18 protein-coding genes are annotated in these 19021 nt (G+C 65.5%); 5 read left to right on the forward strand and 13 right to left on the reverse strand.

Going from position 1 to position 19021, the window contains the following annotated elements; translation table 11 throughout:
- Window positions 1-450: FecCD family ABC transporter permease (locus VIR62_RS12035; protein ID WP_431871587.1), on the forward strand; the 450-nt coding region annotated here is incomplete at its 5' end.
- A complete protein-coding gene (locus VIR62_RS12040; protein WP_431871588.1) occupies window positions 447-1160 on the forward strand; it encodes an ABC transporter ATP-binding protein in 714 nt (237 codons plus the stop codon). The genes VIR62_RS12035 and VIR62_RS12040, both read left to right, overlap by 4 nt.
- Here the strand turns inward: VIR62_RS12040 and fabZ are convergent.
- The 13 genes from fabZ to VIR62_RS12105 form a co-directional block, all read right to left on the reverse strand.
- Window positions 1157-1645, reverse strand: a complete 489-nt coding sequence (gene fabZ / locus VIR62_RS12045) for a 3-hydroxyacyl-ACP dehydratase FabZ (protein ID WP_431871590.1) — start codon at window positions 1643-1645, stop codon at window positions 1157-1159. The two genes, VIR62_RS12040 and fabZ, sit on opposite strands and share 4 nt — an antisense overlap.
- Window positions 1645-2241, reverse strand: coding sequence for an OmpH family outer membrane protein (locus VIR62_RS12050; protein WP_431871591.1), 597 nt, complete (start codon window positions 2239-2241; stop codon window positions 1645-1647). Before VIR62_RS12050 ends, fabZ begins: the two co-directional genes overlap by 1 nt.
- Window positions 2241-4958, reverse strand: coding sequence for an outer membrane protein assembly factor BamA (gene bamA, locus VIR62_RS12055; RefSeq protein WP_431871593.1), 2718 nt, complete (start codon window positions 4956-4958; stop codon window positions 2241-2243). The genes VIR62_RS12050 and bamA overlap by 1 nt, the downstream gene beginning before the upstream one ends.
- An 82-nt stretch (window positions 4959-5040) precedes the next feature.
- The gene (gene rseP / locus VIR62_RS12060) at window positions 5041-6150 is read right to left on the reverse strand and encodes an RIP metalloprotease RseP (RefSeq protein WP_431871615.1); all 1110 of its coding nucleotides are present in this window, start codon (window positions 6148-6150) and stop codon (window positions 5041-5043) included.
- 23 nt (window positions 6151-6173) lie between these two features.
- Window positions 6174-7334 carry a 1-deoxy-D-xylulose-5-phosphate reductoisomerase gene (locus tag VIR62_RS12065; RefSeq protein WP_431871595.1) on the reverse strand — a complete coding sequence of 387 codons (1161 nt, stop codon included), beginning with the start codon at window positions 7332-7334 and terminating at the stop codon, window positions 6174-6176.
- Window positions 7331-8161 (reverse strand): phosphatidate cytidylyltransferase, encoded by an 831-nt coding sequence (locus VIR62_RS12070; protein ID WP_431871597.1) that lies wholly within the window; start codon window positions 8159-8161, stop codon window positions 7331-7333. Before VIR62_RS12070 ends, VIR62_RS12065 begins: the two co-directional genes overlap by 4 nt.
- The gene (locus tag VIR62_RS12075; RefSeq protein ID WP_431871617.1) at window positions 8158-8850 is read right to left on the reverse strand and encodes an isoprenyl transferase; all 693 of its coding nucleotides are present in this window, start codon (window positions 8848-8850) and stop codon (window positions 8158-8160) included. Before VIR62_RS12075 ends, VIR62_RS12070 begins: the two co-directional genes overlap by 4 nt.
- Window positions 8851-8933: 83 nt before the next feature.
- Entirely contained in the window at window positions 8934-9491 is a 558-nt protein-coding gene (frr, locus tag VIR62_RS12080; protein WP_431871599.1) for a ribosome recycling factor, read from the reverse strand.
- Window positions 9492-9494: 3 nt separating this feature from the next.
- On the reverse strand, window positions 9495-10214 hold the full coding sequence (gene pyrH / locus VIR62_RS12085) for a UMP kinase (RefSeq protein WP_431871600.1): 720 nt from the start codon (window positions 10212-10214) through the stop codon (window positions 9495-9497).
- A gap of 172 nt (window positions 10215-10386) precedes the next feature.
- Window positions 10387-11331: a translation elongation factor Ts gene (gene tsf, locus VIR62_RS12090; RefSeq protein WP_431871602.1), complete on the reverse strand. Its 945-nt coding sequence runs from the start codon at window positions 11329-11331 to the stop codon at window positions 10387-10389.
- A 118-nt stretch (window positions 11332-11449) separates the two neighbouring features.
- Window positions 11450-12208 (reverse strand): 30S ribosomal protein S2, encoded by a 759-nt coding sequence (gene rpsB / locus VIR62_RS12095; RefSeq protein WP_431871604.1) that lies wholly within the window; start codon window positions 12206-12208, stop codon window positions 11450-11452.
- A gap of 302 nt (window positions 12209-12510) precedes the next feature.
- Window positions 12511-13290, reverse strand: a complete 780-nt coding sequence (gene pssA / locus VIR62_RS12100) for a CDP-diacylglycerol--serine O-phosphatidyltransferase (protein WP_431871606.1) — start codon at window positions 13288-13290, stop codon at window positions 12511-12513.
- Window positions 13287-14021, reverse strand: a complete 735-nt coding sequence (locus VIR62_RS12105) for a phosphatidylserine decarboxylase (RefSeq protein ID WP_431871608.1) — start codon at window positions 14019-14021, stop codon at window positions 13287-13289. Before VIR62_RS12105 ends, pssA begins: the two co-directional genes overlap by 4 nt.
- A 124-nt stretch (window positions 14022-14145) precedes the next feature.
- Here VIR62_RS12105 and VIR62_RS12110 point away from each other — a divergent pair, with 124 nt between their 5' ends.
- From VIR62_RS12110 to VIR62_RS12120, 3 genes are all read left to right on the forward strand, one after another.
- A complete protein-coding gene (locus tag VIR62_RS12110) occupies window positions 14146-15366 on the forward strand; it encodes an NADP-dependent isocitrate dehydrogenase (protein WP_431871610.1) in 1221 nt (406 codons plus the stop codon).
- Window positions 15363-16982 carry a GNAT family N-acetyltransferase gene (locus VIR62_RS12115; protein ID WP_431871612.1) on the forward strand — a complete coding sequence of 540 codons (1620 nt, stop codon included), beginning with the start codon at window positions 15363-15365 and terminating at the stop codon, window positions 16980-16982. Before VIR62_RS12110 ends, VIR62_RS12115 begins: the two co-directional genes overlap by 4 nt.
- A 175-nt stretch (window positions 16983-17157) precedes the next feature.
- The gene (locus tag VIR62_RS12120) at window positions 17158-18954 is read left to right on the forward strand and encodes a cation:proton antiporter (protein WP_431871614.1); all 1797 of its coding nucleotides are present in this window, start codon (window positions 17158-17160) and stop codon (window positions 18952-18954) included.
- The last annotated feature ends 67 nt before the right edge of the window (window positions 18955-19021 follow it).

Raw genomic sequence — 19021 nt, forward strand, 5'->3', positions numbered from 1 at the left:
CTGGTCGATCGGAGCCTGGCGCAAGCCGGATTCGCCGCCGTGCCGGCGTTGCTGTGCGTCGCCGTGCTGCTGCGCCTGGCGCGGCCGCTCGACAGCCTGGCGCTCGGCGAGGAGGTCGCCCAGTCGCTCGGCCATGACATCGGACGGATGCGCCTTTGGATCGTCTGCCTCACGGCGCTCGGCGTCGGCGCCTGCGTCGCGATCTGCGGGGCCATCGGCTTCGTCGGCCTCGTCGCGCCGATCTTCGCGCGGCGGTCGACGCGCGGACACCCGGGGCGCGCCATCGCTCCGGCCGCACTGATCGGAGGAGGTTTGCTCTTGGCGGCGGATCTCACGGTCCGGCTGGCGCCGCTGGGGCGGACGTTGCCGATCGGCGTCGTGACCGCCCTTCTTGGAGCGCCCTTCTTCCTGTGGATGGTGGCGCATATGCGGTGGAGGCTGAGCCGGTGACCGCTCTCGTCACAGCCACTGGCCTCGCCATCGCGGGCCGGCTCGAGGCGACTAGGCTCAGCCTGGAGGCCGGCACGCTGACCTGCCTGGTAGGCCCCAATGGCGGCGGCAAGACCAGCCTGCTTCATGCCCTTGCCGGCATCGGCCACCCTTCCGGAACGGTTCGCATCGACGGAATGGACGCCCGCTCCCTGGGGCCGGGGCAACGGCCGCGCTTCTGCGCCTACCTTCCCGCTACCCGTGAAGTCGCCTGGCCCTTGACGGCGGCGGACGTGGCCGCCCTCGGACTTGCCGATGAGGATGAGCCAGGTCGCATAGACGAAGTGCTTGCGGAATTGGGTCTCTCGGACATGGCGACGCGGCGACTCGACCGAATGTCGACGGGCGAGCGGAGTCGGGTGTTGATCGCGCGGGCGCTGGCGGCGCGGCCGAAGCTGCTATTGCTCGACGAGCCGGTGGCGAACCTCGACCCGCTCTGGCAGTTGCGGCTGATGGACAAGCTCCGCGCGATCGCGCACGAAGGAAACCGGGCGCTGCTGGTCGCCATGCATGATCTGGAACTGTCGCGCCGCTACGCGGACCGGCTCATCATCATGCAGGGTGGAGCGATTGCCGCGGACGGCGATCCGGCCGAGTTGCTCGGCGGACCCTACATTCCGACGATCTTCGGTATCGAGAGAAGCGACGGTGCCTGGCGGCCTGTCGGCTAGGCCGACGGCGGATCGGCGATCATCGCCGTGAAGTTCGCCTCGGCCACCGGCCTGCCATCGACCAAAGCCCTGCCGGCAAATTTGCAGACGGTGGCGCGCTTTTGGACGAACTCAACCTCGAGCCGAAGCAGGCAGCCGGGTTCGACGGGTGCCCGGAACTTGGCGCCGTCGATGGCCATGAAATAGACGAGCTTGCCCGAGCCGGCGAGGCCGAGGGATTCGACCGCGAGCACGCCGGCGGCCTGAGCCAGCGCCTCCACGATCAGGACGCCCGGCATGATCGGGCGGCCGGGGAAATGCCCGTTGAAGAAGTCCTCGTTGATCGTCACCGCCTTGATCGCCGTGATCGATCGATCGGGAACGATCTCCTCGACCCGATCGACGAGGAGCATCGGGTAGCGATGCGGCAGCGCCGCCATCACCCGCTTCACATCGAGCGGACCCCGCTTCGACTCGGGAACGGCGGCGCGGCCTTCTTCCGACATTAGCGGCCCTGTGGCTGCTGCTGCTGCGTCTGCTGCTGCGGAAGCGGCGTCACGCTGACGCTGGGCAGCTGCTGGTTGAGCTGGGCCAGAACATCGTTGGTGACATCGATGCTCGCGGACGCGGCCAAGGTATTGCCCTTGTTGAGGACAACCGTGGCGCCGCGCGTCTGCATGACCTGGTTGATGATCGGGCCGAGGCGCGCCGCGATCTGCTGGTTAACATGGGCCTCGGTCGATTGCAGGGTTCGTTGACGTCCGCCAAGCTCCTGGCGAGCGGAGTTCTGCTTGGTCTGAAGCGCCTGAATACGCTGAGTAAGGGCAGCGTCGGGCTGCTTCCCGCCGAGCGCCGCGAGCGCCTGCTGGATCGACTGGGCCTCGGTCTCCAGCGGCTGGCTGAGCTGCTGGGCTCGTCCCTCGGCCTGCTGAAGCTGCTGCTGTAGCTGGGTACGGGCGGCGACGCAGGCGGTGCACTGGGCCATCACCTGCTCGACGTCGACGACGGCGATGACTGCACCGCCCAGGCGCTGGGCGGGGGCAGAGGCGGGAATGGCGGTGGCGAGCGCGGCCAAAGCGGCGCCGAAAACAAATTTGTTCATTAGAATGCGGTCCCTACGTTGAATGTGAAGAGCTTGGTATCGTCACCCTCGGCGGTGATAAGCGCCTTGGCTATATCGATCCTGAACGGGCCGAAAGGTGAAATCCAGTTGATGCCGAAGCCAACCGAGACGCGGGGCTTGGGCGTGTCGCCGACGTAGAATTCCTGGAAAGGCGTGGCACCGCCAAGGCGAACCGATCCGGTCGGACATCCACCGGAAGGCACGGGTGTGCTGTTGCCATCCGTGTCGACGCACCGGTCTTGGGCCTGGGGGTCGTCGGGCGACAGGCCAACGAGCTGGGGATCGTCGAGGCCGAACAACGCGCCCGCGTCGACATAGATCGACGGGCGCAGGCCGAGATCGTCGCCGAACGGAAGCTGCAGTTCGGCCCGGCCCGTATAATAAGCACGGCCGCCAAGCGCATCGTCGGCCAGGATGCCGTCCTTCCCGGGGATGATATTGCCTTCCGCATCGAAGCCGCGGCGAATCACGCGCGGTCCGACGCCACGAATGTCGAAGCCTCGCAACTGCGATTCGCCAAGGAAGAAGCGGTCGATCAGGCGCACCGGATCGCGGCCCGGACCGGGAGAATCCTCGAAGCTGTGGATGTAGCCGCCTTCGACGCTGGTCGAAAAAACGAAGCCGCCGCTTCCCAGGGGGAAATATTTGACGGCGCTGGCGCGGGTACGAAGATATTTGACGCTGCCGCCCAGGCCGGCGAAGTCCTGGTTGAGAATCAGCCGTTCGCCCTTCGAAGGCCGCAGCCGATTGTCCAGCGTGTCGTAGATCAGCGAATAGCCGACCGAGGAGGTGGTACGTTCGCCGATGGCGTCGCAAAGATATCGGCCAGCCTTCAGCGGATCGCAGGCCGGTGGGAGTGGCCCGTTGGCGCCGTCGGGGTCCGTGAAGAAGATGCCTTCGTCGAGCGTGACGTCGTCGAGATTGAGACTGTAGCGCCCCAGCAGCGACATATATTCCGTGAGCGGGACGCCGACCCGAACCTGACCGCCGGTCTGGAGTTGTTTGTAGGTCGTGTTGCGATCGTTGTTGACGAAGTTGAAATTCTCGAAATCGCGACGATAGATGTCGCCGCCGAGGGATATATTGCGATCGAACAGATAGGGTTCGGTGAAACCGAGCTGCACCGATTTCGAGTAACTTGAATAGTTGGCGGAGGCCTGCACCGTCTGCCCCTTGCCCATGAAGTTGCGCTGCTCGATCGAGAGGTTGACCAGGAACCGCTCGAGGCTGGAGAAGCCCGCCGACACCTGGAGCGAGCCGGTGGGACGCTCTTCGACGTCGACCGACAGGACGACGCGATCGGGCGAAGAGCCAGGCGTCTGCTCGATCTCCAGATTCTCCTGGAAGAAGCCGAGCGACTGAATGCGGTCGCGCGACCGCTTGACCTGGACGCTGTTGAACGGATCGCCCTCGGCGAGGCGGAACTCGCGCCGGATGACCTTGTCGCGGGTGACGGTGTTGCCGTTGATGTCGATCCGCTCGACATAGACGCGCGGCGCATCGCCGACCCGGAACGTGACGTCCATGGTGCGCTCGTCTTCGTTCCGCTGGAACTGCGGCCTGACGTCGGCGAAAGCATAGCCAAGCAGACCGGCCGTCTCGTTCAGCAGAGTGATCGTGTCCTCAATCTGCTTGGCGTTGTACCAATCGCCGGTGTCGATCGACACGATGGGCCGAAGCCGGTCGGCGCCGAGGTCGCGAAGGTCGCTCTCGATGGCGACGTCGCCGAATTTGTATCGCTCACCCTCTTCCACGACATAAGTGATGATGAAGTCGCGCTTGTCGGGCGTGAGCTCGGCCACCGCGGAAATGACGCGAAAGTCCGCATAACCCTCGGTAAGGTAGAATTGACGCAGCTTCTGCTGGTCGAACGCGAGGCGATCCGGGTCGAAGGTGTTGCCGGAGCCGAGGAAGCTCAGCAGGTTGGTTTCCTTCGTCGCCATTTCAGATCGCAGGTCGCCGTCGGAAAAAGCCTCGTTGCCGAGGATGTTGATCTGGCGGACTTTGGAACGCGGACCCTCATTGATCTCGAAGATGAGGTCGACGCGGTTCTGGTCGAGTTCGACGATCTTGGGCTCGACGGAGGCCGCAAACCGGCCCTGGCGGCGATACAGCTCGATGATGCGGGCGACGTCGGCGCGGACCTTGGAACGGGTGAAGATCTCGCGCGGGGCGAGGCGAATTTCCGGCGCGATCTTGTCGTTCTTGAGCCGCTCATTGCCCTCCAGGATGATGCGGTTGACGACCGGGTTCTCGCTGACCTGGATCGTGAGCGCGCCCTGGTCGTCGCGGATCTGGACGTCAGCGAACAATTCGGTCGCGTAAAGGTCGCGTAACGCCTCGTCGAGGCGCTCGCGGGTATAGGGCTCGCCCACGCGAAGCGACGTGTAGGAAAGCACCGTCTGCGTTTCGAGGCGTTGACTGCCGCTGACCGTGATCGAACGAATGGTCCCGATCGGAGCCGGCGGCGTCAGCAAGATCGCCGCTGGCGGGGCGGCCGTTGTCGCGGGAGGCGTCGCGGGAGGAGCGGTGACGGGCGCTTCCGGTTGCGGGACCGTCTCCGCCGGAGGCGCTGTCGTCTCCGCCGGCGCCGTCTCCTGTGCAAAGGCAGGCGCCGCCAAGCCGCCTAGGGCGGTGCCGAGCAGGAGCGCGGAGCAGAGCCGCCGGTTACTGGAAATTGCCTTGATCGCTGTCACGCGTCCCCGCCCTTTACGCTTATCGCCAGTTATCCGTCCGGCGCGCCTGAGAATATTCGAACATCGCCCTGCCCGAAGCGGCTCAGCCGATCAACCCGCCAAGCTTCGTCCAGACCCCAAAAGACGCCAGATCGTTCAGGGTCACGAAGATCATGAGCGCGAGAAGCGCGGCAAGACCGGTCCTGAACGCCCATTCCTGCGCCTCCGGCTTGAGGGGTTTCCGGCGGACGCCCTCGATCAGGTAAAATAGCAGGTGGCCGCCGTCGAGCAGCGGGATTGGCAAGAGGTTAATGAATCCTAGATTAATCGAGATGACGGTCATGAACCAGAAGAAGGCGATCCAGCCGAGGCTGGCCTGCTGTCCGGAATATTGCGCGATCTTGAGCGGTCCGCCCATTTCCTTCATCGAACGTTCGCCGGTGATCACCTGGCCGAGCGTCACCACCATCGCCCGCACCGTCTCCATGGTTTGATCGACGGCGGCGCCAACCAGCTTAAGCGGAGACAGCTTTTCGAAAGTGGGTGGACCAGAAGTGACGCCGAGCGAACCGAGCCGAGCCTCGTTGCCGAAGCTGTCGCGGATGACCATCGCGTCGGTCATCACATTGACCTGAAGCGGCTCGCCCTCACGCTCCACGGTGAAGCGGATCGGCTCCTCCGGCCGCAGCCGAACATAGGATTGGAGGTCGGCGAAGATCGCGATGCCGCGTCCATTGGCCGCCACGATGCGGTCGCCGGGCCGGAAGCCGGCGCGGTCGGCCGGCCCCGCCTCGACCACCCCGTGGACGATCGGAGGCGTGGTCGGATAGCCGATGGCGGCGAAGATGGCGATGAAGGCCAGGATCGCGAACAGGAAGTTGGTGACGGGCCCTGCCGCGACGATGATGAAACGTTGCCAGACGGGTTTGGCCTGGAAGGTCTCTGCGCGCTCCTCCGGCGGCAGCGACAGCCACTCGTCCGACGGCGTGCTCGCCGGATTCATGTCGCCCTTAAACTTGACGTAGCCGCCCAAGGGCAGCCAGCCGATCTTCCAGCGGGTGCCGCGCTTGTCGGTCCATCCGCCGATCTCCCGGCCGAAGCCGATCGAGAAGGTGTCGGCCTTCACGCCGAACCAGCGTCCGACGAAATAGTGGCCCAGCTCGTGGATGAAGATGAGCGGCCCGATGACGAGCAGGAAGCTCAATATCGTCATCAAGAGACCGGGATCAGGCGTGTTCAAATGGCGAACTTTCCAACGAGGTTCTGGGCACGGCGCCGCGCTTCGGCATCGATCGCGAGCACATCGTCGAGCGAGGCCGGCGCCGGCGGATCATAATGGTGTAACGCTTCACGGGCGATTTTGGCGATATCGAGGAAAGCGAGCCGCGAGTCCAGAAAGGAAGCGACGGCTATCTCGTTGGCGGCATTGAGGATGGCGGGCCTGGCGCCCCCTTCCCTCAGCACTTCCTTGGCAACGCCAAGCGCCGGGAAGCGCTCCAGGTCCGGTTCCTCGAAGTCGAGGCGCGATACCTTGACGAGATCCAGACGCTCGCAGGGCGTTTCCATGCGCTCCGGCCAGGCCAGGGTGTGCGCGATAGGAATGCGCATGTCGGGCGCGCCCAGTTGGGCGAGGAAGGAGCCGTCGACATATTCGACCAGGCTGTGGATCACCGATTGGGGATGGACCACGACGTCGAAGGCTTCGGCCCCCAGCGGGAAGAGATGGAAGGCTTCGATCAGCTCCAGGCCCTTGTTCATCAAGGTGGCTGAATCGACCGAGATCTTGGCCCCCATCGACCAATTGGGATGGGCGACGGCCTCGGCGGGAGTGACGGTGCGCATTTCTTCCAGGCTGCGGCGGCGGAAGGGGCCACCGCTGGCGGTCAGGATGATGCGCCGCACCGCTTCGGGCTGGGAGCGGTCGAAGCACTGGAAGACGGCGTTGTGCTCGGAATCGACCGGAAGCAGGATCGCGCCGCTTTCCCGCGCCGCCCGCGTCATAACTCCGCCCGCCGAAACCAAGGCTTCCTTGTTGGCGAGAGCCACCGTCTTGCCCTGCCGCAGCGCGGCCATGACGGGCCGGAGGCCCGCGCAGCCGACGATCGCCGCCATCGTCCAGTCGGCGCCCGATGCGGCGGCCTCTACAATCGCATCCTGTCCCGCGGCGGCCTTGACCTCAGTGCCGACCAACGCGTCCTTCAGAGTATCAAGAAGGGACTCGTCGGCGATCACCGCACGGCGGGCGCCGACGCGGCGAGCGGCGGAGGCAAGACCGGCGACATCGCGGCGGGCCGTGAGCGCCAGCACATCGAACTTGCCGCGGTCGCGCTCGATAAGGTCGAGTGTCGATTGTCCGACCGATCCCGTCGCCCCCAATATGGTGACGGTGCGCTTCATCCGGTCCACAACCCGCCCACGAGGATCAGGAACGTGGCGAGGACCACGGGCAGCAGGCCGTCGAGCCGGTCCAGCGCGCCGCCATGTCCCGGAAGGCTGGTGCCGCTGTCCTTGACGCCCGCCCGGCGCTTTAGCCAGCTTTCATAGAGGTCGCCGGCCTGGGCGATGAGGGCCATCAGGCCGCCGATGTAAAGGAAGGGGGCGCCGATGTCGAAGAAGCTGGCGGCGAGCGCGCCGACGACGGCGGCGCCGACGAAGCCGCCGGCAAGGCCCGCCCAGGTCTTGTTCGGGCTGATCCTCGGCGCGAGCTTGGGACCGCCGATGGAGCGCCCGGCGAAATAGGCGAAGATGTCGGTCGCCCAGGTGACGAGCATCATCCAGAAGGTCAGTCCGAACCAGGCCCAATTGACAGCGAGCAAGGCGAAAGCCGGGATGGCGATGTAGAGATAGCCGCCGACCATCGTCGTGCGGCGCGCCAGCATGCCCAGCAGCAACGCAAGGCCGAGGACGACACCGAAGCCGGTCCACGCGGGGACGAAGCTCGCCGCGCCGATCGCCGCGTCCATCATGTCGGCCGGAAACAGCATTTCCGATACGACCAGCAGGCTCAGGGCGAGGAAGAGGCCACCCACGTAACCCCAGATGCGAGGCACCCGGTGCATGTCGGTCCATTCGAGCAGCATCACGGCTGCGCCGGCGAGAACGAGAAACCGGAACACCCAGCCGCCGATATAGATAGCCAGGCAGGCGACGGCGACCATCACCACACCCATCACGAAGCGGGTGGAAAGGTCCGATCTGGCTATGGGCGCTTCAGCCTCGCTCACAAGCCACCATAGCGGCGCTCGCGGCCGGCGAAGACGTCAAGCGCGGCTCGCAGGGCGTCGTCATCGAAGTCCGGCCAGAGCGTGTCGACGAACAGCAGCTCGGCGTAAGCGGCCTGCCAGAGAAGGAAATTGGAGAGACGGTGCTCGCCCGAGGTGCGGATCATGAGATCGAGCGGCGGTAGGCCGGCGGTGTCGAGCGAAGCGTCGATCATCGCTTCGTCGATCTCCTCCGGTGCGATCTCTCCCGCCGCCGCGCGGCGGGCCAGGCCCTGCGCCGCCTTCACCAGCTCCGTGCGCCCGCCATAGTTGAGGGCGATCGCGAGCGTCATGCGGCGATTATCGGCGGTCCGAGCGACCGCTTCATCCACCATCCTGGCAACATCGGGCTTGAAGGCCTTGTGATCGCCCAGGATTACCAGGCGGATGCCCTCGCCATGCAGCGCGTTGAGCTCGGATCCGATGTAAAAGCGCAAGAGGCCCATCAGGTCGTTGATCTCGGCCTCGGGGCGGCGCCAGTTCTCGGAGGAGAAAGCGTAGAGGGTGAGGCATTCGACCCCCGCCTCCCCCGCCGCGCGGAGCACCTTGCGCGCGGCTTCGGCGCCCGCCTTGTGGCCGGCGGCGCGCGGCAGTCCCCGCGCCTTCGCCCAGCGGCCGTTACCGTCCATGATGATGGCGACATGTTTCGGCACCGTGCCACCGAGATGACGCGGCGTCTCGGACCCGGAAGCGCGTGCGCTGTCCGGCCGCGACGTCGCGCGGGCCGGAAATGAGGTCACGGCTGCAGGATTTCCTTTTCCTTCGCCGACGTGGCCGCATCGATCTCGGCGATCGTGTCGTCGGTCATCTTCTGGACTTCGGTGCCGAGCCTTTTGTGCTCGTCTTCGCTGATCTCGTGCTTCTTCTCGTCGGTCTTGAGGCTGTCCATGCCGTCGCGGCGTACGTTGCGCACGGCGATCCGCGCCTTTTCCGCATATTGGCCGGCGAGCTTGGCCAGTTCCTTGCGCCGCTCCTCGGTGAGGTCCGGGATCGGCAAGCGGATGTTCTGGCCGTCGGAGACGGGATTGAGGCCCAGGCCCGCCGAACGGATCGCCTTTTCGACCGGAGTCACGTTCGAACGGTCCCACACCTGCACCGAAAGCATCCGCGGCTCCGGCGCGGACACGGTCGCGATCTGGTTCAAGGGCATGCTGGCGCCATAGACCTCGACGGTCACCGGATCGAGCAACGCGGTCGAGGCCCGGCCGGTGCGGAGACCCGCGAGATCGTGCTTCAGCGCCTCGACGGCGCCATGCATGCGGCGCTGAAGGTCGGCTTTGTTGTAGGCTGGCATCGCTCACTCCCCGTTCTGGACGATCGTCGCCGTGCCTTCGCCGCTGAGCACCTTGCCGAGGTTGCCGCGCTCGCGGATGTTGAAGACGACGATCGGGATATTGTTGTCGCGGCAAAGGGCGACGGCACTTGCATCCATGACGCGAAGGTCGTCGCTCAACACCTTGTTGAAGCTTACTTTCTCATAGCGCTTGGCGTTCGGCACCTCTTTCGGGTCGGCGTCGTAGACGCCGTCGACGGACGTCCCCTTGAACAGCGCCTCGCATCCCATTTCGGCGGCGCGAAGCGCGGCGGCGGTATCGGTCGTGAAGAAGGGGTTGCCGGTGCCGGCGGCGAAGATCACCACCCTGCCCTTCTCCATGTGGCGAACGGCGCGGCGGCGGATATAGGGCTCGGAGACGGTCGCCATCGGGATGGCGGACTGGACCCGGGTGTCGACGCCGATCTTCTCCAGCGCATTCTGCATGGCGAGCGCGTTCATGACGGTCGCGAGCATGCCCATATAGTCGGCGCTCGCCCGGTCGAAGCCCTTGGCGGCGCCGGCGAGGCCGCGGAAGATGTTGCCGCCACCGACGACCATGCAGAGCTCATGATCCTGGGCGACGCCGGCGATCTCCTCGGCGATGCGGGCGACGGTATCCGGATCGATACCGAACTGGCCGGGCCCCATCAGCACCTCGCCGGAGAGCTTCAGCAGGACTCGTTTGAAGCGCGGGCGCGGCATGGGGGTATCTGGTCCGATCGATGGTTAGATGAAGCGGCGCGCACCTTAGTTAGCGGCTGCGGCGATGCCAAGCCTTCCCCTCCCGCTCGCGGGAGGGGCCGGGGGAGGGAATGTGACGATCGACAGCCCCTCTCCTCGATCTCCTCCCGCAAGCGGTAGGGGAGAGGTAGAGTTACGCGACCGGTTCCGGCTTGCTGGTGCCGGCGGCGGCGGCGACTTCGGCGGCGAAATCGCTTTCCTTCTTCTCGATGCCCTCGCCCAGCTGGAAGCGGACATAGGCGGCGAGCGTGACGGTCGCGCCGGCGTCCTTGCCGGCGGCCGCGACGACGTCCTCGATCTTCGTCTTGTTGTCCATGACGAAGATCTGGCTCATCAGCGCGTTTTCCTTGCGGAACTTGGCGATGGCGCCGTCGACCATCTTGGCGGCGATGTCGGCGGGCTTGCCGGATTCGGCCGCTTTCTCGGACGCGATGGCGCGCTCGCGCTCGACCATCGCGACATCGAGATCCTCGCCCTTCAGCGCCAGCGGGTTGGCGGCGGCGATGTGCATCGCGAGCTGCTTGCCGAGCGCTTCGAGCCGCGCCTTGTTGCCGGTCGATTCGAGTGCGACCAGCACGCCGATCTTGCCGAGGCCCGGGGCGGCGGCGTTGTGCACGTAGGGAACGACCACACCGTCCTTCACCTCGACCACCGCCGCGCGGCGCAACGATTGGTTCTCGCCAATAGTAGCGATGTTGCTGGTGAGCTTTTCCTCGACGGTGCCGCCGGTCGGCCACGTCGCCTTGGCGAGCGCGTCGACGTCGGCGCCGGTCTCCAGCGCGACGCCGGCGACGATGCGGACGAATTCCTGGAACTGCTCGTTCTTGGCGACAAAATCGGTTTCGCTATTGACCTCGACGACCGCGCCCCTGGCGCCCTCGACGGCAACGCCGACCAGGCCCTCGGCGGCGGTGCGGCCGGCCTTCTTGGCGGCGGCGGCGAGGCCCTTGGTGCGCAGCCAGTCGATCGCGGCTTCCATGTCGCCGCCGGTCTCGTTCAACGCTTTCTTGCAGTCCATCATGCCGGCGCCGGTGCGCTCGCGCAGTTCCTTCACGGATGCGGCTGTGATCTCCGCCATATCTCTGATCCTTTCAATTGGCTCCCCTCCCGCAGGCGGGAGGGGCTGGGGGAGGGAATGTGCCCGATCGACAGGCCCTCCCCTTGATCCCCTCCCGCACGCGGGAGGGGAGAGAGGCTTAGGCTTCGGCCAGCGCGGCTTCGGCCGGCGGCTCGCTCATCGCGCCGACGTCCTCGCCGCGACGGGCGGCACCGCCCTGCTTGCCGGCGGTGGCCGCATCGGCGACCGCGTCGCAATAGAGGCGGATGGCGCGGCTGGCATCGTCATTACCGGGAACCGGGAAAGCGATGCCCTGCGGGCTGGAGTTGGAATCGAGGATGGCCACGACCGGGATGCCGAGCACATTGGCTTCCTTGATCGCCAGCTCTTCCTTGTTGGCGTCGACAATGAAGATGACGTCGGGCAGGCCGCCCATGTCCTTGATGCCGCCCAGCGACAGCTCGAGCTTGTCGCGCTCGCGGGTCAGCTGGAGGACCTCCTTCTTGGTAAGGCCGGCGGTGTCGCCCGACAGCTGCTCCTCGAGGCTCTTGAAGCGCTTGATCGAGTTGGAGATCGTCTTCCAGTTGGTGAGCATGCCGCCCAGCCAGCGATGGTTGACGAAATGCTGGTCCGAACGGCGCGCAGCCTCGGCGATCGGCTCCTGCGCCTGGCGCTTGGTGCCGACGAACAGCACCTTGCCGCCGGCGGCGACCGACTGGCGCACGAAATCGAGCGCGCGGGCGAACAGCGGAACGGTCTGCGAGAGATCGATGATGTGGACCCCGTTGCGATCGCCGAAAATATACGGCTTCATCTTGGGGTTCCAGCGGTGGGTCTGGTGGCCGAAATGCGCTCCAGCCTCGAGCAATTGCTGCATGGTGACGTCGGTGGACGCCATGGTCTTTCTCCTTCCGGTTAGTCCTCTGCGGGCCGAGAGACTGGATTGCTCCAGCCACCGGTATGTTTGACCCGCATGTGGAATGCCGCGCCCTTAACCGTCCCTGCCACTCAAATCAAGGTAGTTGACGACAGAACAAATATGGAACATAGGGGCTGCCCGGCACGAGCCGGGAGAACATAGGCGGATCAGCTCCGTCCAAGAACAAGGGGACTAGCCGTGATACACTTCCTTGCGATTCTGTTCTTCAGCTTCGTGATCCTGCTCGCCCCGATCGCGATCCGCATGGCGATCGTCGACGCCTAGGCTTCGACGGCAGGCGCGGCCTGTGCGGAGGCTCTGCGCTTCACCTTGCCATAAGCATAGACGCTGGCGGGGATCAGGGCGGCGTAGAGCATAGAGGCGAGGCTGAGCGTCGGCCAGGGCGCAGAGAAAAGCGCGCCACCGACGAGGGCGATGACGACGATCGCCCACATCCGGACATGGCTCCTTAGCCTGAGCGAGGTCCAGGAGAAGGTCGCGACGTTGGAGATCATCAGGACGGCGACCAAGGCGGCCCAAGGGGCGACGACCCAGAACTCGCGGAAGATTTCGCTTCCCGTCCAAAGCCAGAGATAGAGCGGCAGGAACGTCAGCCCCGCCCCCGCCGGCGCTGGGACGCCGGTCAGAAAGCCCGCCGATTTGTGCGGCTGATCCTCGACATCGATATTGGCGTTGAAGCGGGCGAGCCGGAGCGCCGCGCAGACGGCATGGGCAAGCGCGAAGATCCAGCCGTATCGCGGAACTTCCTGGAGCGCCCAAAGATAGAGGATTATCGCGGGCGACACGCCGAACGCGATCACGTCGGAGAGGGAATCGAGCTCGGCGCCGAAGCGGCTCTGACCGTTCATCATGCGGGCAATGCGACCGTCCATGCCGTCGAGCACCGCCGCGATGACGACGAAGATAAGCGCCCTTTCCCAATCCTCGGCGATGGCGAAGCGGACGCCGGTGAGGCCGGAGCAAAGGGCGAGCGCGGTCACGGCGTTCGGGACCAGCGCCCGTAGCGGAATTCCCCTCGGCCGCCGGACGGGCCGCTTCACTGGCTGACACCCTCCGGCGCATCGGAGACACCGGCCCGTCCGACGATCGTCTCGCCGGCGATGGTGCGCTGGCCGAGCATCACCTGCGGCGCGATGCTGGTGGGGAGGTAAACATCGACCCGGCTGCCAAAGCGGATCAGGCCGACGCGCTGGCCCGCAGCGACGGCGTCGCCCGGCTTTACCCAGGGGACGATGCGGCGCGCCACGAGGCCCGCGATCTGCGTGAAGCCGATGCGCAGACCATTGGCGCCTTCGACGAGAATATGCTGACGCTCATTATCCTCGCTCGCCTTGTCGAGGTCGGCGTTGAGGAACTTGCCTGGAATATAAACGACGCGGGTGACGGTGCCGGCGATGGGCGTACGATTGATGTGGACGTCGAACACGCTCATGAAGATCGATACGCGCGTATAGAGGCCGTCCACGAGCGCATCGTCCGCGGTCAGCTCGCGCGGCGGCGGCACGGTGGCGATCATCGTCACCAGCCCGTCGGCCGGCGCGATGATCAGCCCCTCCCCCGTCGGCGTCGTCCGGATCGGATCGCGGAAGAAGGCTGCGACCCAGAGGGTTACGCCGAGCAGCGGCCACCCGATCTCATCGGAGATGAAGAAAAGAAACGCGACGGCGATCACGCCCGCGATCACCACGAACTTACGGCCTTCGGGATGAACCGCGGGCCAGCGCCAGCGGACGGTCGTCGTGACGAGGTCGGGTTTGTCGAGCGATGTCATGCGCCCGTCTTTAGGCGGCAAGCGCGGGCGAGACAATGGCGCCGCCGCTGCGGTTGATCGCTGCGCCGTCACCGCCTACACCGCGCGCCAAACCACACGCACAGCAGGGAAAGCATAGCTCTACATGGCCAAGATCAAAGTGAAGACGCCGGTCGTCGAAATCGACGGCGACGAGATGACCCGTATCATCTGGCAGTGGATCCGGGAGCGGCTGATCCAGCCCTATCTCGACATCGACCTCGTCTATTTCGACCTTGGCATTGAGAAGCGCGACGAGACCGAGGACCGCATCACCGTCGAGGCGGCCGAGGCGATCAAGAAATATGGCGTCGGCGTCAAATGCGCGACCATCACGCCCGACGAGGCACGGGTCGAGGAATTCGGTCTCAAGAAGATGTGGCGCTCTCCCAACGGCACAATCCGCAACATCCTGGGCGGTGTCGTCTTCCGCGAGCCGATCGTGATCGACAACGTCCCGCGTCTCATTCCGGGCTGGACCGACCCGATCGTCGTCGGCCGTCACGCGTTCGGCGACCAGTATAAGGCGACCGACTTCAGGGTGCCCGGTGCCGGCAAGCTTCGCATGATCTGGGAAGGCGAGAATGGCGAGCGGATCGAGGAGGAAGTGTTCGACTTCCCCGCCGCCGGCGTCGCCATGGGCATGTACAATCTCGATGAATCGATCCGCGATTTCGCCCGTGCCAGCATGAATTACGGCCTCAACCGCGGCTGGCCGGTGTATCTGTCGACCAAGAACACGATCCTCAAGGCCTATGACGGACGCTTCAAGGACATCTTCCAGGAAGTGTTCGACAGCGAGTTCAAGGACCAGTTCGCCAAGGCCAAGATCGAATATCAGCACCGCCTGATCGACGACATGGTGGCCTCCGCCCTCAAGTGGAGCGGCAAGTTCGTCTGGGCCTGCAAGAATTACGACGGCGACGTACAGTCGGACCAGGTGGCGCAGGGCTTCGGCTCGCTTGGCCTCATGACGTCGGTTTTGATGTCGCCGGACGGCAAGACGGTCGAGGCGGAGGCGGCGCACGGCACCGTCACCCGCCACTACCGCATGCACGAGCAGGGCAAGGCGACCTCGACCAACCCGATTGCCTCGATCTTCGCCTGGACGGGCGGTCTCAAATATCGCGGCAAATTCGACGGGACGCCGGAAGTCACGAAATTCGCCGAAACGTTGGAGCGGGTCTGCGTCGAGACGGTCGAGCAGGGCCAGATGACCAAGGATCTCGCCATCCTGATCGGTCCCGAGCAGAGTTGGATGACGACCGAACAATTCTTCGAGGCGATTCGCGTCAACCTTGAAAAGGCGATGGCCACGGCAGCGTGAACAAGACGGCTCCCCGGCGCAAGGCGAAGCTCGAGGTGCGGCTGGCACGGCCGGCCGACGCAGCAGGCATCGTCGCGCTGGTGGAGCGCGTCTATGCCGATCGCATGTCCGGCTACAGCCGCGACATGATCCGGGCACAGATCAACAATTATCCCGAAGGCCAGTTCGTCGCGCTCTATGAGGGCACGATCGTCGGCTATTGCGCCTCGATGCGGCTCGACGAACGGCTGGCGCTGTCGCCGCACGGCTGGGAGGAGATCACCAATGACGGTTTCGGCTCGCGCCACGATCCGACCGGCGACTGGCTCTACGGCTATGAGACGTGCGTCGATCCGGAAGCCCGCGGCGTCCGGATCGGCCAACGGCTCTATGACGCGCGAAAGGCGTTAGCCGAGCGGCTGGAGCTGAAGGGCATCGTCTTCGGCGCCCGAATGCCGGCCTATGCGCGCAACCGCCGCAAGGTGAAGTCGCCGGAGGATTATCTGGAAAAGGTTCTCGCCGGCACGATCCGTGACCCGACCATCGGTTTCCAGGTGCGGAACGGCTTCGAGCCGGTTGGCGTCCTCAAGGATTATTTGCCCGAGGACAAGCAGTCGGCCGGGCTCGCCGCCCACATGGTCTGGCGCAATCCCTATGTCGATCCGGACGAGCCGCCCCGCTTCCGCGTGCCGCGTGACGTCGAGAGCGTCCGCATCGCCACCTGCCAGTTCCAGGCGCGGGCGGTGAAGAGCTTCGAGGAATTCATCCACAACGTCGAATATTTCGTCGACGTCGCCTCGGATTACCGGTCTGACTTCATAGTCTTTCCCGAGCTCTTCACGCTTCAGCTGCTCGCCTATGAGAAAGAGCATCTGACGCCGATGGAGGCGATCGACCGGCTGACGGAGCATACGCCGAAGCTCACCGCCGAACTGAGCCGCATGGCGCTACGCTATAACATCAACATCATCGGCGGCTCGCATCCGACCGTGGCCGATGACGGCGATGTCCAGAACGTCGCCTATGTGTGCCTGCGCGACGGCTCCGTGCACGCGCAGGAGAAGCTGCACCCAACCCCCAACGAGCGCTATTGGTGGAAGATCAAGGGCGGCGACCGGATCAACGCCATCCAGACCGACTGCGGGCCGATCGGCGTCCTCATCTGCTATGATTCCGAGTTTCCGGAACTGGCCCGCCGTCTCGTCGACGAAGGCGCGCGGATCATCTTCGTCCCCTTCTGCACCGACAGCCGCCAAGGCTACCTGCGCGTCCGCTACTGTAGCCAGGCGCGGGCGATCGAGAATCAGTGCTTCGTCGTGCTCTCGGGCAATGTCGGCAACCTCCCCAATGTCGACAACATGGACATCCAGTACGCCCAGAGCTGCATCCTGACGCCCTGCGACTTCCCCTTCGCCCGCGACGGCATCGCCGCCGAGGCGAGCGAGAATGTCGAAACCTTGACGATCAGCGACGTCAACCTCGCCGACCTCACCTGGGCGCGAGCGGAAGGCACGGTGCAGAACCTCGCCGACCGCCGCTTCGACCTCTACCGCGTCGCCTGGACCCGCAACCCCACGGGCGAACGCGCCCCCGCCCCGCCGCCGACGAGCGGCACCGGCACTCCCGGCGGCGGCTGACTTACTTCACCGCCCGCGCCTGCTCGATCATGCGTTTGGCAATCTCCTCGGGCGATCAACCCCGCCCTGCGCATCGTCGCGCGGAATGGGCGAATCCTTAGGACCGGGAAGCGGTCTTTGCGAAGGTTAGGGGATTGTTCTGGAATTAGCCGGCGGCTTCCCTCAGAAAACTGTCATGGCTTTTGAAATGAATTCCCCCGCTTTCAGCGATTCACTCGTCATCCTGGGCGCGGCGGGCCTCGTTATTCCCGCATTCGCCCGTTTCCGCGTCAGCCCGGTGATCGGCTTCATCCTGGTGGGACTGCTGGTCGGGCCGGCCGGGCTCGGGCGGATGGTCGATGAATTTCCGTGGCTCTATTACATGACGATCACCGAGCCGGGATCGATCGCGCCCTTCGCCGAGCTTGGCATCATCTTGCTGCTCTTCTCGATCGGGCTCGAGCTTTCCTTCCGGCGTCTGTGGACGATGCGGCGGCTTGTGTTCGGGCTCGGGGCGGCCGAGCTCATGGTCTCCGGCGGCATCATCGGGCTGGGGCTCCACTTCCTGGGCCAGGGCTGGACAGGCGCGCTGGGGCTCGGCTTCGCCCTCGCCCTCTCGTCAACCGCTTTGGTTCTGCCAATGGTGGGAACGACCAGTCCCGTTGGCAGAAGCGCCTTCTCGATGCTGCTCTTCGAGGACCTGGCACTGGTCCCGATCATTTTCATACTCGGCGCCCTGGCCCCTTATGCCAGTGCGGAAGGATGGGACGGGCTTGCACAGACCGCCTGGCTGGGCGGCCTCACCGTCGGGGCGATGCTCCTGCTCGGGCGCTTCGCCCTGCCGCCACTCTTCGCCCAGGCGGCGCGGACCAAGAGTCCGGAACTATTCCTCGCCGCCAGCCTCCTCGTCGTCATCCTGGCGAGCATCGCGACGACGGCGGTAGGATTGTCACCGATCGTCGGCGCGCTGCTGGCCGGGCTCTTGATCGCGGAGACCGAATATCATACCGAGGTCGAGGTCATCACGGCGCCCTTCAAGGGACTCGCGCTGGGCGTCTTCCTGATCACGGTCGGGATGAGCCTGGATTTACGACTGATCCTCGCGAACTGGCCGAGCCTGCTGGCGGCGGTGATAGGCGTCGTGGCGGTGAAGGCGGCCGTGACCGGCTTGGCACTGCGATTGAGTGGCGCGCGCAAGAGCGTCGCGGCCGAGACCGGAATGCTGATGGCTTCGCCGTCGGAAACCACCCTCATCGTGCTCGCCGCCGCCAGCGCCGCGCAGCTCATTCGTCCGGAGACCGCCGCCTTCTGGCAGATCGTGACCGCCATCGGCCTCACCATCACCCCGCTTCTCGCCCATCTTGGCCGCATCGCGGCGCGGCGCGTCGATTTGCAGGCGGACGTCGAGATTCCGGCGGTCGGCGCGGACGGGAAGAGCGAGGCGGCGGTGATCATCGGCTTCGGCCGCGTGGGCCGGCTGGTGGCGGAGATGCTTTCAACGCACGGCCGCGCCTACATCGCCGTCGATTCCAACATCGACACCGTCGCCGCGGCGCGGCGCGAGGGCTATCCGGTGATGTTCGGCGACGTTTCGCGCCCCGCCCTCGTCGACAAGCTGAAGCTTGGTCAGGCCAGCGCCCTCATCCTGACGATGGACGAACCGGTGCTGTCGGTCCGGCTGGTCCGCAAGGTACGGGGCTGGTGTCCCGATCTCACGATCGTCGCCCGCGCTCGCGATTCCCGGCATGCCGCGGAGCTATACCGCGCCGGGGCGACGGACGCGGTGCCTGAAACGCTGGAGTCTTCGCTTCAGCTGTCCGAGGCGGTGCTGGTCGATCTCGGCATCGCGATGGGCCCGGTCATCGCCTCGATCCACGACAAGCGCGCCGACCTCCGCAAGGAAATCATGGAATTGGGCCAACTCGACCGGGAGCCCCTGATCCAGCGCCGTCGCCTGCGCGACGCGCTCAAGCCGCGACGGCTTCCCCAGTAAGCGCCTCGCGAACGGCGGCCAGCGCCGCCTCGGCCTTGCCGCCATCGGGGCCGCCGCCCTGCGCCAT

Source organism: Allosphingosinicella sp., from assembly GCF_036570505.1.
In the GTDB taxonomy this organism is placed as follows: Bacteria; Pseudomonadota; Alphaproteobacteria; order Sphingomonadales; family Sphingomonadaceae; genus Allosphingosinicella.

Excerpts from the sequence above, each read along its gene's own strand:
- rpsB (WP_431871604.1), bottom strand. The coding sequence starts at position 12,208 with ATGGCGTCCACCGACGTCACCATGCAGCAATTGCTCGAGGCTGGAGCG.
- VIR62_RS12050 (WP_431871591.1), bottom strand. The coding sequence starts at position 2,241 with ATGAACAAATTTGTTTTCGGCGCCGCTTTGGCCGCGCTCGCCACCGCC.
- tsf (WP_431871602.1), bottom strand. The coding sequence starts at position 11,331 with ATGGCGGAGATCACAGCCGCATCCGTGAAGGAACTGCGCGAGCGCACC.
- rseP (WP_431871615.1), bottom strand. The coding sequence starts at position 6,150 with ATGACGATATTGAGCTTCCTGCTCGTCATCGGGCCGCTCATCTTCATC.
- fabZ (WP_431871590.1), bottom strand. The coding sequence starts at position 1,645 with ATGTCGGAAGAAGGCCGCGCCGCCGTTCCCGAGTCGAAGCGGGGTCCG.
- pyrH (WP_431871600.1), bottom strand. The coding sequence starts at position 10,214 with ATGCCGCGCCCGCGCTTCAAACGAGTCCTGCTGAAGCTCTCCGGCGAG.
- frr (WP_431871599.1), bottom strand. The coding sequence starts at position 9,491 with ATGCCAGCCTACAACAAAGCCGACCTTCAGCGCCGCATGCATGGCGCC.
- VIR62_RS12105 (WP_431871608.1), bottom strand. The coding sequence starts at position 14,021 with ATGACATCGCTCGACAAACCCGACCTCGTCACGACGACCGTCCGCTGG.
- VIR62_RS12120 (WP_431871614.1), top strand. The coding sequence starts at position 17,158 with ATGGCTTTTGAAATGAATTCCCCCGCTTTCAGCGATTCACTCGTCATC.
- VIR62_RS12065 (WP_431871595.1), bottom strand. The coding sequence starts at position 7,334 with ATGAAGCGCACCGTCACCATATTGGGGGCGACGGGATCGGTCGGACAA.
- VIR62_RS12110 (WP_431871610.1), top strand. The coding sequence starts at position 14,146 with ATGGCCAAGATCAAAGTGAAGACGCCGGTCGTCGAAATCGACGGCGAC.